This is a genomic window from Pseudoalteromonas luteoviolacea (genome assembly GCF_001696455.1).
In the GTDB taxonomy this organism is placed as follows: Bacteria; Pseudomonadota; Gammaproteobacteria; order Enterobacterales; family Alteromonadaceae; genus Pseudoalteromonas; species Pseudoalteromonas luteoviolacea_C.
The window spans coordinates 236178-251148 of the sequence record NZ_MAUJ01000007.1 but is presented as its reverse complement, the minus strand read 5'-3'; the positions used below and the strand labels follow the sequence as shown (position 1 = coordinate 251148).

15 protein-coding genes are annotated in these 14971 nt (G+C 43.0%); 7 read left to right on the top strand and 8 right to left on the bottom strand.

Features of this window, described 5'->3' with window-relative positions:
• Positions 1-144: 144 nt before the first annotated feature.
• The 3 genes from A7985_RS19175 to A7985_RS19165 form a co-directional block, all read right to left on the bottom strand.
• A complete protein-coding gene (locus A7985_RS19175; RefSeq protein ID WP_065792041.1) occupies positions 145-1518 on the bottom strand; it encodes a nicotinate phosphoribosyltransferase in 1374 nt (457 codons plus the stop codon).
• A gap of 61 nt (positions 1519-1579) precedes the next feature.
• Positions 1580-2641 carry a bifunctional nicotinamide-nucleotide adenylyltransferase/Nudix hydroxylase gene (locus tag A7985_RS19170; protein WP_065792040.1) on the bottom strand — a complete coding sequence of 354 codons (1062 nt, stop codon included), beginning with the start codon at positions 2639-2641 and terminating at the stop codon, positions 1580-1582.
• 194 nt (positions 2642-2835) lie between these two features.
• Positions 2836-4233, bottom strand: a complete 1398-nt coding sequence (locus A7985_RS19165; RefSeq protein ID WP_065792038.1) for a hypothetical protein — start codon at positions 4231-4233, stop codon at positions 2836-2838.
• A gap of 830 nt (positions 4234-5063) precedes the next feature.
• Here A7985_RS19165 and A7985_RS19155 point away from each other — a divergent pair.
• The 5 genes from A7985_RS19155 to A7985_RS19135 all read left to right on the top strand — a co-directional run bounded on the left by A7985_RS19155 (position 5064) and on the right by A7985_RS19135 (position 8851).
• On the top strand, positions 5064-5948 hold the full coding sequence (locus A7985_RS19155) for a DMT family transporter (protein WP_065792035.1): 885 nt from the start codon (positions 5064-5066) through the stop codon (positions 5946-5948).
• Positions 5949-6206: 258 nt separating this feature from the next.
• Positions 6207-6707 (top strand): winged helix-turn-helix domain-containing protein, encoded by a 501-nt coding sequence (locus A7985_RS25840; RefSeq protein ID WP_081310634.1) that lies wholly within the window; start codon positions 6207-6209, stop codon positions 6705-6707.
• Positions 6708-6969: 262 nt separating this feature from the next.
• Positions 6970-7431, top strand: a complete 462-nt coding sequence (locus A7985_RS19145; RefSeq protein ID WP_065792034.1) for a proteasome subunit alpha — start codon at positions 6970-6972, stop codon at positions 7429-7431.
• A gap of 102 nt (positions 7432-7533) precedes the next feature.
• Positions 7534-8265 carry an SIR2 family NAD-dependent protein deacylase gene (locus A7985_RS19140; protein WP_065792033.1) on the top strand — a complete coding sequence of 244 codons (732 nt, stop codon included), beginning with the start codon at positions 7534-7536 and terminating at the stop codon, positions 8263-8265.
• Entirely contained in the window at positions 8249-8851 is a 603-nt protein-coding gene (locus tag A7985_RS19135) for a GNAT family N-acetyltransferase (RefSeq protein ID WP_256096806.1), read from the top strand. Before A7985_RS19140 ends, A7985_RS19135 begins: the two co-directional genes overlap by 17 nt.
• Here A7985_RS19135 and A7985_RS19130 read toward each other — a convergent pair.
• Positions 8848-9555, bottom strand: a complete 708-nt coding sequence (locus A7985_RS19130; protein ID WP_065792031.1) for a hypothetical protein — start codon at positions 9553-9555, stop codon at positions 8848-8850. The two genes, A7985_RS19135 and A7985_RS19130, sit on opposite strands and share 4 nt — an antisense overlap.
• 161 nt (positions 9556-9716) lie before the next feature.
• Between A7985_RS19130 and A7985_RS19125 the strand changes: the two genes are divergently transcribed.
• Both A7985_RS19125 and A7985_RS27230 read left to right on the top strand, forming a co-directional pair.
• A complete protein-coding gene (locus A7985_RS19125) occupies positions 9717-9938 on the top strand; it encodes a hypothetical protein (protein WP_065792029.1) in 222 nt (73 codons plus the stop codon).
• A 57-nt stretch (positions 9939-9995) separates the two neighbouring features.
• Entirely contained in the window at positions 9996-10376 is a 381-nt protein-coding gene (locus A7985_RS27230; RefSeq protein ID WP_256096805.1) for an ACT domain-containing protein, read from the top strand.
• 89 nt (positions 10377-10465) lie between these two features.
• Here the strand turns inward: A7985_RS27230 and A7985_RS19115 are convergent, their stop codons facing one another.
• The 4 genes from A7985_RS19115 to A7985_RS26980 form a co-directional block, all read right to left on the bottom strand.
• Complete coding sequence (locus A7985_RS19115; RefSeq protein ID WP_065792027.1) at positions 10466-11632, bottom strand: hypothetical protein; 1167 nt, start codon at positions 11630-11632, stop codon at positions 10466-10468.
• 2 nt (positions 11633-11634) lie between these two features.
• Positions 11635-12429 carry an outer membrane lipoprotein-sorting protein gene (locus A7985_RS19110; protein ID WP_065792025.1) on the bottom strand — a complete coding sequence of 265 codons (795 nt, stop codon included), beginning with the start codon at positions 12427-12429 and terminating at the stop codon, positions 11635-11637.
• A 65-nt stretch (positions 12430-12494) separates the two neighbouring features.
• On the bottom strand, positions 12495-14492 hold the full coding sequence (locus A7985_RS19105; RefSeq protein WP_256096804.1) for an efflux RND transporter permease subunit: 1998 nt from the start codon (positions 14490-14492) through the stop codon (positions 12495-12497).
• Positions 14474-14845 (bottom strand): hypothetical protein, encoded by a 372-nt coding sequence (locus A7985_RS26980; RefSeq protein WP_256096803.1) that lies wholly within the window; start codon positions 14843-14845, stop codon positions 14474-14476. The genes A7985_RS19105 and A7985_RS26980 overlap by 19 nt, the downstream gene beginning before the upstream one ends.
• Between the last annotated feature and the right edge of the window lie 126 nt (positions 14846-14971).

Genomic DNA, 14971 nt, shown 5'->3' with positions numbered 1-14971 from the left:
TACATGAATGGGGTCATTATATCCAACTACTGTAGGTCTACTAGCCAGATCCGGAACTGGCCGTTGAGATAGTATTTATGAATTGTTGCTTCGTTACAAGATACCAATGAAGGCAAAGTTGCGCTTCATTGGTATGGCTTTACGTTATGATAAATTAGCTTTCACTTTATCAAAGCTTTGCTCTATTAAGAGTTCGCCGTTTTTAAATACGGTTCTGAGCAAATTTTTACGGTTGCCTAAATCGCTCTCGCGAACAGTTTTAATGCCTTTTTGCTGATCTGCTACGACAGCAAGGCGGCCTTTTTTACTGCGTTTACCATGATCCGTTATGGGATCTTTAAATACGTCTTGCCACAGTCCTTTAACCTTCACTGCACTTGCTTTCATCGCAAATTGCATCGTGTCTCTGTCCAGTTTTTGTAGCAGTGCTCCGCCCATCCCAAAAGCAATGTTTTCTGCGCTGAGCTGTTTACCTTGCATTGCCTTTAAGATTTCACCAATTGACACTTCATCAATTCCATCACCTTGGATGACCCTGACGCAATCGGGTAAAACACGATATCCCTTGCTGTTAACTCTGTAGCCAAATTTAGCCATTAACTTTTCTATAGTCGTAGTGACAACTTTCACAGGCTCGCCGCTATCAGGGCGTATAACCAAGGTGCCACCGCTGTTTTCGACTTGCGTTTTGAGCTCTTCGCCCCACAGCGTATCAATTGCATGCCACAGGTCATACGAATCGCTGACGACCGCAACCAGCTTACCAGGCCCCGAAAACTGCTTAAGCATGTTTTCATAAGCCTGTTTTTCTCCGTCTTTACCCCAAGCGGTAATCGTGCTGTGCTCTGCTGCTGGAATTGAAAAACCAGGCATGCTTGCACCGTAATAGCGTCTTGCAGCTACAATCGCACTGAGCGTGTCTGTGCCCATAAAATTTAATAGGTGCGCTGCACCACCTATTGATGCTGCCTCTTCGGTTGTCGCACCTCGCGCGCCAAAATCGTGGAGTTTGAACTCAAGGCCGTCTAGCGAGTCAGCAGTTTCCATCATGAAATGGCGTATTGTCTGCTTGCAGTGGTAGGACACGGTTGCAACTGTGGTCGGGTACCAAATCGCGCGAAGTAACGCGGTTTCGACGTAACTGGTTAACCAAGCGCATTTAGGATCTGTGTTGATGACTTGCACCAGTGCATTGCTAATTGGCACAACGGAGCCTTCAGGTAAGGCTTGAATTTTGATAGGCAACATGCCGCCATGTTTATTGACGATATGTCGCCATCCTGCTTCATTAAATGGTACGCCATGTAGCTCTAAAAGCTCTTTGGCTTCGTCTACATCTTCGTGCGTCAATGGGGTTGTCAGGTAAGCTTTAATGAACATCTGCAACCCAAAAAATACCGCTTTTTGATAGTGCCCACCTCGTGGTTCAATATAACTAGATACTTGGCTTGTGCCCTCTGGGTATTGTTTGAAGTGAGAAGCTTTGTAGCTATCTGCGTTTAAAATCATACTGTTCATGATGGAGTTCCTCCTATCGCATTAAATAACAGCGGGTCTATCCCGCTGCATTATCGGTATATTACATACCGGTTAACTCTTGAATAATAAAATAGTGATCTTCGAAAAGTTTACTTGGTTCCAATTCGGCCAATGGTACCCACATGGCATGTTTTGCGTCATCTGAGCCTTTTACTTTAGGTAAAGCTTTATTCGGTTCTAAATCAAAATAAAAAGCATGGGTTATGGTTCTACCTCGCGCTGAGCGATGAGGCTCATCAAAGACTTGCTGCTGCTTGATTGAGCCTTTCAATACGGGTGCGGGGACTTTGAGCTTCGTCTCTTCTCTTAACTCCCTTAAACAGGCATCAACTAACTTTTCATCTCCATTTATAAACCCCCCGGGTAATGCCCAAAGGCCCTTACCAGGTCGCGCTCTACGCTCAATCAATAAGACGTGTCCGCTTTGTATTACTACGGCATCTACGGTCACAAAAGTTGGTGGGTAGGGGGCACTCTGCCAAGCTTGACGATACTTTTCGATGAAGTTATGTTCACTTTGAATTGCTTGATAGTCATCAGTGTGAATAAACTGGCTAAGCATGTTGCGCACAAAAGTTGGCAACTGTAGGCTGTGTTCGCTTTCTAAAAATGATTGGCCCTCAGCGGAAAATACCTGCTTTCTGAGTGGGGTTGCCGAGATTTGTTGGTAATTATCGACTGGTATTGCCCCCCACTGCGGAAACAAATTCAAATAATAAGAAGATTGGTCTTTACTGTGGCCAATCAGACCAATTGTGGGCGGCTTGTGTGGCACTCGATGGTGTGCGGTTACAATGCCCTTTACCGTGGTCTGAACATTACGTACCCACGCATCGTCGTTGTAAACAGTATCCATGAGTGGCGCAATGTGCACTCGCGTGTTTTCAGGTTGTGAGAGCGCGCCGCGGATCATCAGTTCTCTCTCGGAACTTGTCCAAGGGTTTCTCACTGTTCTGGGCTGGTGGGCTGAACCACATAAAATTATCAAGTTTTGGGCACGTTTTAAGCCTTCTTTAACCACCGTCAAATGACCTTGGTGAAAAGGCTGAAAACGACCAATGAATACGAGGAAATCGTACTTTTGATCGACTACTTCTGTCATATCAGCAAACCCCTTGCTGTTTTGTTGAACGCAAAGCAGGTCTATCCCGCAAGCGAATATGGATACCGAATGGTTCCCATCCGATGTCCACTACATTGACATATCGAGGTGTGATTTTCAAACAGTTTTTGCTCACATTTGGGTCATGTCTGGGCACAGTTTATGCCTCGATGTTGCCTCTCAAACAGTCAATTTTAATTGGTCGCGCTAGCTTGCTGTGAACCTTGTTGCTTCTCGATGTTGACATAACTTAACCCTGGCAAGTGGTGGGGAAATTCCTGCTCTTGATTGAATTTGCGAACATCTTTAATTTGTTGCTCTATGAAACCATGTACAATTGTATCAAGATTATTGGTTACCCATCTCTCGATAGAGTCTGAGTGAATAAAGTCATCTGGCTTTTCTTCAAGGTCGGTCATCAAGGCTTGCCAGATTGCGCTTTGGCTTTTTGCTGGTGCATCAAAGGTGTACTCAATTGCTTCATTCATCCAGCTAAGGCCAACTTCGTCATAAGCTTTGAGCATGTTTGCATAAAGGCTTTGCCTTTCCCTATCTGAGGTCAGCGAGTCATGATTGACTGCGTACTCTCCAGTGTCTGCTTGTAAATAATGTTTGTGCTCACGCCAATCAAGTTGCTTACTGATCAATGCAAAAACGTTTTGCTGGTTTGATTTGTCGGTTTCACTGAGCATCGAAAAAAAGCTATCTTGTTGATATGGCTTTATTGATTTAGCCATATCGACAATCCCCACATTCGTTTGGAAGTCCCCTTCGGCAATATGCCCATTAAGCTCAAGCAATTGACCATCAGATAATTTGTTGTCGAGCAGTAAAGTCGCGTAGCGGTGAACATTTGCGGTTTTTTGCAAACCGAAACTTTGCGCCAGTATGCTGTGATCTTTATCATATCGAGCAAGTAGCGGATCTTCTCTCCCTTCTCCATCTAAGATGCCAACTGGAGGCGGATAGGGAGAAAAATCATGTTTTTGGCCTTGCTCAAACAAATGTGACATCGTATTTATTGTGCTACTTAAAACTTCCTCAGACATACTATTAAACTGGGTGATTAAGTCTTCGCTAATATTATTGAAAGTGCCTGTTTTCGGGTCGAAGGAATGTGTGGCGACAATGACATCGGCGAACTTTGCCAGATCTTCATCACTGAGCTTTTTAGTGAGCTCTAATAATTCTTGGGTAGGCTTTAAATGCTGGAATTTGTGCCGCTGTTCAGGTGGCAACCTGTCCACCTGCGCCAGAAAATCATCAATTTCGGCTTCTTCGGTTAATTCTCCAAAACGATAAGACTTGTTAAATTCACCAGTCCCCAAGCCTGATAGCGTAACTTGAGGCTGAGTATAGCTTCGGCCAAAGCCAAGTATGATCGGGCGAGAGAGCATTTTCTCAAGGGCCGCTTCCCTTACTGCATTTTCTTGAGAAGTAGATAGCCGAATCGTGTAATCACTGTCTTGGGTTGACTGTTGTTGTGAAGAAGTCGGAGGCGTCACTTCTGGAGTTCCGCTCTTTTTGAGTGTGTGCGTCGTTGTTGATTGTACTTGAGCGATATTTAGGTGTGTCGTGAGCTTATTAATCATAACCCTATCCTTAGTTATCGATATCTAGATTGTTTTTCGACCTAAATCGTAAAAACTTTAGGAACGGATTGATATTAAATACCAATTTAATTGTGGGAAAAGCGCTTTGGTAGCGCTAGTTAGCGTCTGCTAGAGTACGTTTTGCTTGCAATGAACTTGTGCGTATACACGCAAAGTCAAAAATGTCACAACACCTGCAACGAATGCGCAAAGAATGTGATGTAAAACCAAGTGGCTAACAATAAACGCAGGTATGTCTTGTACCCCATCAATGAATAACGCTTTCACAAGCAGAGAGAGATATGCACACATGTGGCCAGCGAGCGCAACCTTAAAGACTCGTTTGAATTTTTGTCGTACCAACTCGCTTATAGGCAACTTATTGATGCTCATCACACACAGCGCAAATATGCTTAGCAGTATGCTTATAACACCCAGTCCAAGGAGGGATGTCTTGACCAGTATAGCGACCAAAATATACGCGATTATCATGAGTACCTTACTACTAGAATGTGATGCTTGGCGATGGTATGAGAGGGAATTCGTGATGTCTATCTGAAATACTCTGAAATGTAATCAGGTTTTCTTTGTTAATGGTGTTGACTCTAGCAGCTTGCAAGTACATAGTAGGTGTTCAACTTCTCAGGATAAAAAGTAATAACAATGAATCGACTAACTAATACAGTGCTGAATAGCTCATGGCTCCGAGTCATGTGGCTTAGTGTGTAGCGGTTAAGTCTCTTTTTCTAACCGCGACGGTAGATGCGGTTAGCCTATATTTTTCATTTCTTTCCCCGTTTATCGTCCCGTATTTTTAAGGATGTAAACTCATGCCCGTGCAATTGTCTTATGCTTTTGTGGTTTTAATTTGGTCAACGACGCCACTTGCTATAGTTTGGAGTAGTAGCTCTATGGCTCCGACTACAAGTGTCTTATTGCGAATGGCGCTCGCATTAGTGCTGGCTGCACTTGTGATGGCTTGTACCCGAATTAGAATGCAATGGAGTAAAAAAGCGTGGCTATTGTATACGTACTCTGGCGGCGGCATATTGGTGGGCATGCTATTCGCTTATTTGGCATCACAATCAGTCCCTTCTGGTGTTATCTCATTGGTGTTTGGCTTAGCCCCGATACTTTCTGGTTTGCTTGCCCAAAAACTACTTGGAGAAGAAAAGTTTACACTCATTAAAAAATGTGCGTTGGGATTGGCAATGCTGGGTATGCTAATGGTGTGTTATGCCCAGTTACAACAATTGAATTTAGATCCCGTTGGCCTGATCTATGTACTGTGCGCGGTGTTTAATTTTAGTTTAAGTGGTGTACTAATTAAGCGCGTGAAAATTGCGATACACCCAATGGCGACGACTTTTGGGTCTTTATTAATCGCGACTCCGGGGTTTGTTATTGTATGGTTGCTTGCTGGTGCACCATTTGCAATCGAAATGTGGAGTGTAAAATCAATTTGGTCAACCTTATATTTGGGCGTATTTGGTTCACTGCTTGGATTTTTAGCCTATTTCCACATACTTCAGCATATGAAAGCAAGTACAGTCGCACTGACAACGTTAATTACGCCTGGGTTTGCGATGACATTAGGCGCATTGGTTAACGGTGAGCAAATAACGGCTTTATTGTTTATTGGTGCCGTTACCATTATTTTGAGCTTGGCGATGTATCAATTTGGCAGTCTCATCAATAAGCAAAGTAACAAATAAGTGTTTCTTATTTATTTGTGCCAGTGTTATTTGTTCGCTTTTTGAGCGTTAACTTTAATGTAAGTGTCGTACACGGTTTTATAGCAAAGCGAAAATAAATGTAATTTGTTACAAAATCGTTGCGGCGTTCAGTTCGCTGTTTCAAAGGCGCAAATCAAAATTATTCACGATATTAAGAAATAACAGGTTTAATTAACATCCTAGTTTGTGGTAAAAATAGTTACATTGGTGAAAATTATAATTATAAGCTTAGGGACAATGAGATTAGCATTCCAAGATTTTCAATTTGACTGTCAAGAATTGACGCTCTCTAAAGATGGCCGCAAGATTTCTTTAAAAGAAAAGCCAGCACAAATACTGGCGTTGCTTGTAACACAGCCTGAAAAAATACATAGCAAGAGTGAAATATTAGAAGTGGTTTGGCCTGGTAGAACAGTGACTGAGCAAGTTGTATTTCAAAATATTGGCCACTTGCGCGCACTCTTTGGTGATGATGCGATAAAAACCTTTTCAAAAAAAGGCTATCAATGGCAGTTACCTCTTTCGGCTGTAAGCGAGCAAAACGCGGCTCCCCAAATGTCAGAACAATCAGGAAGTAGTGAAGCAATGCCAACAAACGAACAAGTGGACGTTACGCACGAAACTGACCAACAAGCTGATTCAGTCATTGCGAACAAATCATCAAACTTGCCTTGGCCAATTTTAGCGCCTATTTTGATTGCAGCAGCGGCTGTAGCAGGTTATTTAGCGCTAGCATAATGCCCTGACTTGCGCATAAATTTGGGGTATGTCATACATTTAGAATAATCATTGAATTATTTGTCAAAAATTTTAGCCGTGACACGGGTGTACTTTGTGATATTATTTTTTTCATGGCTTTAATACTACTAAAGACGGAACTTTAGTTTATATTCGCTATCCTAAAGTAGGAGGTAGTTTCCTAGCTTAGGACAAGTTTGTCCTGTTGTTAGCGATATTGTTAGGTTAGCTTAAGTGCTATTTGACATCTAAGGAGTATTATTTGACTACGATAGCATATCACCATCCAACACAAACAATTTGCGTTGACAGTTTGACTTCCACTGCAAAAACCATCGTTACTCATCATGCGCAAAAGTGCCAGCCTGTATATAATGGATATGTGTTTGCAACTGGCAACTGTGCTGAGATTTATCATCTGCTCTGCAATTGGAAAAAGAACTGTTTCGACGCCATAGATTGCACGTTTTTCTTTATTGATAAAAAGGACCAAGTTTTTTATGGAGAGATCAGACATGGTAGGCGGTTTATTGAACCATTAGAGGTTAATTGGGCCATTGGCTCAGGCGCCAATTGGGCAATAGCAGCGATGGATTTTGGAAAAAGTGCATTTGAAGCCGTGCAGTATGCATGCCGAAGAGATAAGTCCACTGGAGGACGTATTCATAGTTTTTGCATCAGAAATAAAGCTAAATGGATGAAAGAAGTGCCTGCTCAACATTGATCTTACCCAATATCAGTGATTTATTTCCTTATCGTGACTTTCAATTACGCTCAATGGTATACCTTATGGTTTAATAAGCCTTTCAATTCATAGGTAAATCGCATGACGACTTTATATATCACTGGCGCGGGTGTGAGTGCTGAAAGCGGCATCCCAACTTTTCGTGGTGAAGATGGCTTTTGGACTATTGGCAGTAGAAACTATACACCCCAACAAATGGCTACGCGAGCCATGTATATGGAGAATCCAGCGCAGTTCCTCGCATGGTACTATCAACGTTTTGTCACTTATCGGCATCACGGCCCCAACTCTGTGCATCATTGGCTGGCAGATAAAAATCTAATAACGCAGAATATAGATGGACTGGACGGTAAAGCGGGCAACAACACATTTATTTCTATTCATGGTCGAATAGATAAGATGACTATTTTTCATGAGCAAGGTGAATCAGTTTCAATTGTTGAAGCACCATGGGAGCAGGTGGATGAAAATAATTTAACTTCTTCATTGCTCGAGTTATTCAAAATATCGAGCAAAGGTCCGCAGATAGACCGTTCTTTCAAACCTTACGTCCTATTATTTGATGAGTTTTACACAGAGCTATATGGTATTGATAAAGCGCAAAAGCGTATGTGGGATGCCTCAAAAATGGTATTTATGGGCACTTCATTTAGCGTTAATATTACGCAGATGGCGCTAGACGTTGCAAGGCATAAAGGTCTACCGGTAGAGGTTGTTGACCCGTCACCTGCGCACATTCTTCACGACAATGTTAAGTACTTTCCAATGACAGCAAAAGAGTATATTGCGCATGCTAGTGAAACCGATACTTAAGCAACCCATAGAGTTAAAAACGAAGCGCCTTCGATTGCGTCAATGGTATGAATGTGACAAAACAGCGTTTGCAGCCATCAATGCGGACGCTGAAGTTATGCGCTATTTTCCATCGGTTTTAACTCGTCATGAAAGCGATGTGCTAGCCGACAAAATCGCGCGTCTTATTATTGAAAACGGATATGGTTTTTGGGCACTTACATTAGCGGCTGACGGTGCTATCAAGTCAGAGTATGCCACATCAGAGGAGTTCATAGGCTTCGTGGGCCTACACTGGCAAACACAGATTAATCCTGATCAGCCTTTTATGGAAATAGGATGGAGGTTAGCGCGGAAATATTGGGGTAAAGGGTATGCGTGTGAAGCCGCACAGGCCGCATTGCAGTTTGCATTTGAAGTTTTGAGACTGGCGGAAGTGTATGCTTTTACGGCGTTGCCCAACATGCCTTCTCAAAAGTTGATGACGCGCTTGGGCATGAAAGACTGCAAACAGCACTTTTCACACCCTAACTTACCGGCAGGCCACCCGCTGCAAGCCCATTGTTTATTTCGAGTGACGCCAGAGGAACTGACAAGTCGAACCTAGTGCAGGTTGTATATAGACTCAACAGGTGTTTGGTAATAACTGGCAATAACCAATAATTGCTGACTGTTTTTATCAAAAGTAAGCTTTTGTAAAATAGACTTAACATGCTTGATGTTTCGAATGTCTGGTTGGGACTTATCCGCTCTTTCTGCTTCAATCAGTGCAAACAAGGCCGTAAGCTCATGTTCGGGCATGGCTGCTGCGCGAAGGTTGTATACAAAATAGCACTCGATGGGTGTTAAACTGTGTTGGTTACGACTTCTAAGTGCTTGGACTAACGCTTCATTGCGTTCAAACAATAATAAAGAGCGAATGTAATTAAAAGGGGGGAGTGCATGTTCTGGATTCGCAAACAGGGCATGTAAAAATGTATTGCCTTGGTGGTTTGTTTGGGCAAATGTTTCACTGGCCTGTAAAGCAGGCATAAAAAAGGTTACTCGATCGGTATTATTCAATCCAGCAATGACACCTGAAGGCAGTCCATGCGCTGCGACACATTGCGCGGCGATATTTTGATAGTGTTCGTAATTATTGGGTTGAGAGTTTGCGGTTTCAAAGCAGAATTTAAGCTGAGCTGCTCGAGCTGGATCATCATGCTTATGATAGGCGTTACATATTTTCTCTAAGTCTTTACTTTTAATCGCTAAAATTAAGTCTGCGACCGCTTGCTCCTGTGAGTCACTATTTTGTTGTGTCGATGCCATTACACAGCCCTTTTTCATTCTTAATCAGGTTTATTGTATATCAATCGTTTGAGTTATTGATAGAAAATACACACTCGCTAAATTTATGTCGGCACCTTGAAAGACGGGCAATAGTCCCCCAATTATGAAAAGTATCTAAACTCAATGAAAGGAAACAGTATATGAGTTGGCAAACGATAGCCATAACGGTATTGGTAATCATAATGTTGGCATTGCCATTGTGTAAGGCTGTGACTTGGGCAAAAAAGATGCCTAAGGGCGCTTTTTGGTTTTTAGCGCTGATGCCGCTTATTTCATTATTTCCGATCCCGCCACCACAATTTAAAAATTTAGAGAAGGCGAAGCAAACCCAGCGCAAAAAGCAAAAACAAGACGAACAATAAAATGCGTTTGAGCAACAATTAGATTTAAATCCGTCAAGATAGTTAAGGGGAGCAATTATGACAGGAGAAACCAATCTTGCAGTTCTCATTGCGAGTATGGAGCCAGAGCTACTCGCTGAAACATACGTTTATGCGGTTGTGGATGAGTCAAAGTTTGAGAGTTTACCCATCAATGCCATCACAGGCTTTTTCCGCGAGCGAGAGGGAATTACGGTCATTGTACAACAGCAGCATGCCAATACTTTAGGGCTTGCATATGAAGGAGAGTACCGCTGTATAACTTTAAATGTCCATTCTAGTTTGCAAGCTGTTGGCCTAACTGCGGCTTTTTCCAACGCGTTGGTGATGAAAACATCAGCGCAAATGTGGTCGCAGGCTTTTATCACGACCACATATTTGTGCCGAGCCGTGATGGTGATAAAGCGCTCGCTTGTTTAAAATCGCTCACAAAGCGGCGTTAGGGTTGAAGTAATCGGGCTGACAGTTCAGGGGCTGATTCATGCCCCTGAATCGAATGAAACGTGGGGCTAAAAGTAGTAAGACAGTGAAACTTCTACAAAGTCCTCATCTTTTAAAGTAAAGAGGGGGTCAATGGGTTTATCACTGGCAAAAGCCCATGCGTCAAGTTGCCATTTCCAACTGTCACTGAGCCGTCCTGATGCTTCAAGTTTGGCAGAAAAGGTGTGCTGGGCGTCCAAGTCTTGATTGATACCAAAAAGCACCTCATAGCCATCTATATCATTAAACGCTAGTCGCCAACCAACAAATAAATCGTTTTGATTAAATGTATTGTCGCGTTCATCAAAGCTATATTCAGCAATCCACCCAAGATCCATTATCGTATTAAAAATACCGACTTGGGTGTATTCGAATCCTGTTGTCATTGCAAAATGTGACTCTAAGCTGTCTCTATAAATACCCTCAAATTTGAGTAGCCAATCGCCAAAAACTCCCTGAATATCGGTACCAAGTTGTTGCATATTTGCGTAAAAAGGGGTGATACCGTTGAAGCCTGTTTGCAAGTAAGGCTCTCGATTTACACCATCAAAGTAGCTTAAGCCAATATCCCAATCCTCTAAGGTATGACTGTAACGCACGGCGAAATCCAGTGTTCGTTGCTCGTTGCTTGACTCATATTGAGCATCCAGTAAGGGAGCGGGCAAAGCAAGGCGTCCTTCGGTACTTGGTAGCGTACGCTCTCTGAAGTAGGGAAGCAACCAGATATCAAATGTCCCTATATCCTTAACTGCTTTAAACTGGATCATAGGCTGCCCTAGTTTATCCTCGCCATCAAATCCTTCAATGGAGTCGGTCTGATTGATGACATCGACCAAGTGCTGTGATTCGGTTACGCCCCAAAACACTTTATCGATGCCAACTTTAAATTCATAATCATCCCAATAAGTCAGGTAAGAGAGCTCTCTTATGTCCCAGTGAGTGCGTTCTTTATCATGACTATCTATGCGTGCAAACAGTTTAATTGAGGTGAGGCTGGTATCTTTTACTTGCTGCCAATGAGGCTCCACCATAGCAGAGCCTTGCCAGTGTGTTGGAGCCTCATTGACAAGATCTTGGCTGTGTACAAACATGCGTTGTTGAATTTGCACTTCACCACTTTGTTGCCAAGGCTCTGCATTGGCCGAATGACTCCAAGCCAGCAAAACAGCAGCACTACACAGTGCAGTATGCTTCATTACTACCTCGCTCGTTTTAGACTGGCTTTATTAAAGTCATTACTTTGTAGCCCCGTTTTAAAAACGAGCTCCGTGGTGGTCAAAGTGGTGGCTTTTTGGGTCTGAACATTATTCATCACTAATTTATTAGCACGCCAAATTTTATCTAGGTACAACTGGTATTCTTGTAACTCAAGTGTTTTTAACAACGTGTCCTTTCTGTCGTAGTATTCTACTTTTAGGGGCTGATAGTGAGTTTTTGCCAGCCAAACACGTTGTTTGGTATAACCCGAATAACGATCTACGGGGATTTGTTCCAGCAAATAGACCGGCTGGTCGCCTAGTGTGGTTTCTGCTATGAAGTTAAACGTATATTTTTCTAGCTCAAATGAGCTGAGGTCTTCATAAGCAAATTCACTTCCCATAAAAGGCCCTGATTTATTGCGTGAAGCAATACGTTTTACGCGTTTTAATGCGGGTAAATACAGCCATTGATCGTCCGGTTCTATCGCATGGGAGTGGTTCAAAAATGCGGTGCCTTTGACGTCTCGTGGGGTATCAAAAATGGTTAATCCCTTATCACCGTCGTTAGCAACCTCTAAAGACTTGATACGCAACTTTCTGACGCTGGTGTCTCCGGCTGCATTCTTTAGCTCCATAGTGAGCGTTGCTTGAGAGTCTTGCCAGCCGCTATCTGCTTGTTTGCGTAACTTCGCAAGCTCCAGACCTTTGTTTTGATCTGCTAATACGGTTGCAGAACCAAATAGGCTAACAGCGACAAGGCCTGTCGCTAACGCGGTTTTAAATAGTATTTTCATGGTCAATTCCTGTATAAGTACAAGGCGCTAAGGATACAGAGCGCCTTGTTTGTTTAATCTTTTGATTAGCTATTTGTTTGTGGGTTATTAATGGCGATGCCTGTATGCGCTTCGTCGTTATTGTGGGCTTGCGCGTATTTATACTTATCAAACCACAGTAAAATGCATGGCAGCAGAATAAAGTCGACTATTAAGGCGATGAAAATGACAAGCGCACTAAGTTGTCCCATATCTGAGTTAAGTCTAAAATCGGAAGTACCTAATAGAGCAAATCCGGCCACCAACACTGCTGAAGTGACAACAAGCGCACGGCCAACAGTGATAAATGCATAACGAATAGCTTGCTCAGCACTTTGGCCTAACCTTCTCGCATTCTGGTATTTAGATAAAAAGTGCACCGTATCATCAACCACAATTCCGAGCGTCAAAGTGACCACGACAGAGAGGCCTAAATTGATTTCACCACTGTAAAGTCCCCAGATACCAAACCCGATAATGGCAGGGATCATATTTGGAATAAGACTGATAAGACCGAGCCTTAGAGAGCGCAGTGAGAACACCAGTAGCACAGAAATAAGTAGCAACGCCATTGGCAGTGATTGCAGCATACTTTGCATATTGCGTTCACCAATATGGGCAAACATTAATGTTGGGCTTGAGATCATCACACTGTATTGTGGCGCATTTTGCTCAAACCAAACCCTCAATCTGTTCTCAAGTTCGACCATCTCTTTACTTCCCAAGTTATCGATAGTCAGTTGCAGTTTCAGCGATGATTTATCGAGGTTGAGCTGATTATTGAGATCCAGGCCATAGGGCAACGACATCTCGTACAGCAGTAAATACTGTGCGGCAAGTGCTTGATCCTGTGGCAAAGTGTGATATCGCTCATCATCATTGTGCATGTTTTTGTTAAGTCGTTTAAGTGTATCTGCGAGGCTCTGAACATGGTGGATCTCGGGTTGAACACGCATCCAGTCGGTTGCTTTGCCAAGCATGGCGACAAACTCTGGGCTACTTATTCCTTGCTCGCTGCCACTGTTTATCGCAACACTAAGTGAGCTCATACCACTTATGTTTTCCGCCATAAAGTCAGCGGCTTGACGAAATTCACTTTGTGTCGAAAAGTATTTTACCGCTTCGTCATTTACTTGATTCTTGGTGATACTAAACGCACTGCCGATCACCACAATGAATGCACCTAAACCGAGCACTTTATTGTGTCTAATGACCCATAATGCAAAACGATCGTAGCGGTCATTACTGCGAGAAGCTGATACCTTAGCAACTCTGAAAGGGAGTACGCTGAGCATCGCGGGAAGTAACGTTAACGAAAGTAAGCCAGCTAAAATAACGCCCAAAGCAGAGAGATTCCCTAAATCGCGGATCACAGGCACATCTAAGCTGTTCATTAAAATAAAACCTAAGGCAGTAGTCACTGAAGTAATGGTAATTGGCATCCAGTTTTGCTCGAGACTTTTGGCTATCGCTTGCTGCTTTGTATGGCCTTGTCGCATATAGTGACGGACACTAGCCAGCATATGCACGCAGTCTGCAACAGCAATCGTCAGTATCATAGTAGGGACGTTCACTGTCGGGGTACTTAAGAAAAATCCAAGCCAACCGGCCAGTCCTAAAGTGGCTAATACTGCGCCAACAATGACCACTAGCGTGTAAATAACCGCGGCAACACTACGTAGTGCAATACCTAAAAATACCATTACGAGCAGTAGCATGGCAGGCACTAAGGTGGCAAAGTCTTCTTGAGATGAAAGCATAAAAGCGTAGTTCATTGCTACGATGCCAGCTTGATGAAATTCCATGTCCGGATAATTGGCTTGATACTCTGAAATTAGCTGGTTTACATACTCTTTGACCTCGACCATTTTTTCAGTATTGTCTGCTTCAGGCAGCTGCACGGTAATATTGATGACAGCGACTTTGCCTGATTGTGAGAGTAATGATTGGCGCAGTGCTGGCTCACTGAGTGCAACTTGCTTTACAGATGCGATATCGCCATCGGTAAACGTCATTTCTGGTGGCATTAAATCCAGTACAACCAAATCGTCTGCTCCGCAAACGTATGCTGGTAATTGGCAATAGAATCGACTCGACTCGAGTAAGGCACTTGCCAAGCGCGTTCAGTGAGCTCTCTGATGAGGCTTAAAGTCTGTGGAGTAAAAATATCCTCTTGCTTCGGTGCCATGACAATGGAGATGAGATCGCTCTTATTGAAAATAGATTCAATCTTCTGAAATTCATATAGTTGGGTGTTTGTGTCGTCAAAAAATATTTGGTAATCACCTCGAAAGTAGAGGTTGCCGGCCCCCACCGTCGCGCCAGCAATTAAGACCAAACATATTACTATCCAAGTTTTAGGGTAATTGAGAATACGCCTGTGCCATAGATCGTCCATAACAGCTCCATAAAGTGACGAAACGTCAATAGTAGTTAAAAAAAACAGCAATAACTGCTGGTAAATCGATAAAATCTAGTATCATAGTCAAATGTGACGATTCGTCACTTTAACTTCAAACAAAGC

Bases quoted from the DNA above. Each gene is read 5' to 3' on its own strand.
- A7985_RS19130 (WP_065792031.1), bottom strand. From the start codon at position 9,555: ATGGCATCGACACAACAAAATAGTGACTCACAGGAGCAAGCGGTCGCA.
- A7985_RS19170 (WP_065792040.1), bottom strand. From the start codon at position 2,641: ATGACAGAAGTAGTCGATCAAAAGTACGATTTCCTCGTATTCATTGGT.
- A7985_RS25840 (WP_081310634.1), top strand. From the start codon at position 6,207: ATGAGATTAGCATTCCAAGATTTTCAATTTGACTGTCAAGAATTGACG.
- A7985_RS19140 (WP_065792033.1), top strand. From the start codon at position 7,534: ATGACGACTTTATATATCACTGGCGCGGGTGTGAGTGCTGAAAGCGGC.
- A7985_RS19110 (WP_065792025.1), bottom strand. From the start codon at position 12,429: ATGAAAATACTATTTAAAACCGCGTTAGCGACAGGCCTTGTCGCTGTT.
- A7985_RS19125 (WP_065792029.1), top strand. From the start codon at position 9,717: ATGAGTTGGCAAACGATAGCCATAACGGTATTGGTAATCATAATGTTG.
- A7985_RS19115 (WP_065792027.1), bottom strand. From the start codon at position 11,632: ATGAAGCATACTGCACTGTGTAGTGCTGCTGTTTTGCTGGCTTGGAGT.
- A7985_RS26980 (WP_256096803.1), bottom strand. From the start codon at position 14,845: ATGGACGATCTATGGCACAGGCGTATTCTCAATTACCCTAAAACTTGG.
- A7985_RS19175 (WP_065792041.1), bottom strand. From the start codon at position 1,518: ATGAACAGTATGATTTTAAACGCAGATAGCTACAAAGCTTCTCACTTC.
- A7985_RS27230 (WP_256096805.1), top strand. From the start codon at position 9,996: ATGACAGGAGAAACCAATCTTGCAGTTCTCATTGCGAGTATGGAGCCA.
- A7985_RS19165 (WP_065792038.1), bottom strand. From the start codon at position 4,233: ATGATTAATAAGCTCACGACACACCTAAATATCGCTCAAGTACAATCA.
- A7985_RS19155 (WP_065792035.1), top strand. From the start codon at position 5,064: ATGCCCGTGCAATTGTCTTATGCTTTTGTGGTTTTAATTTGGTCAACG.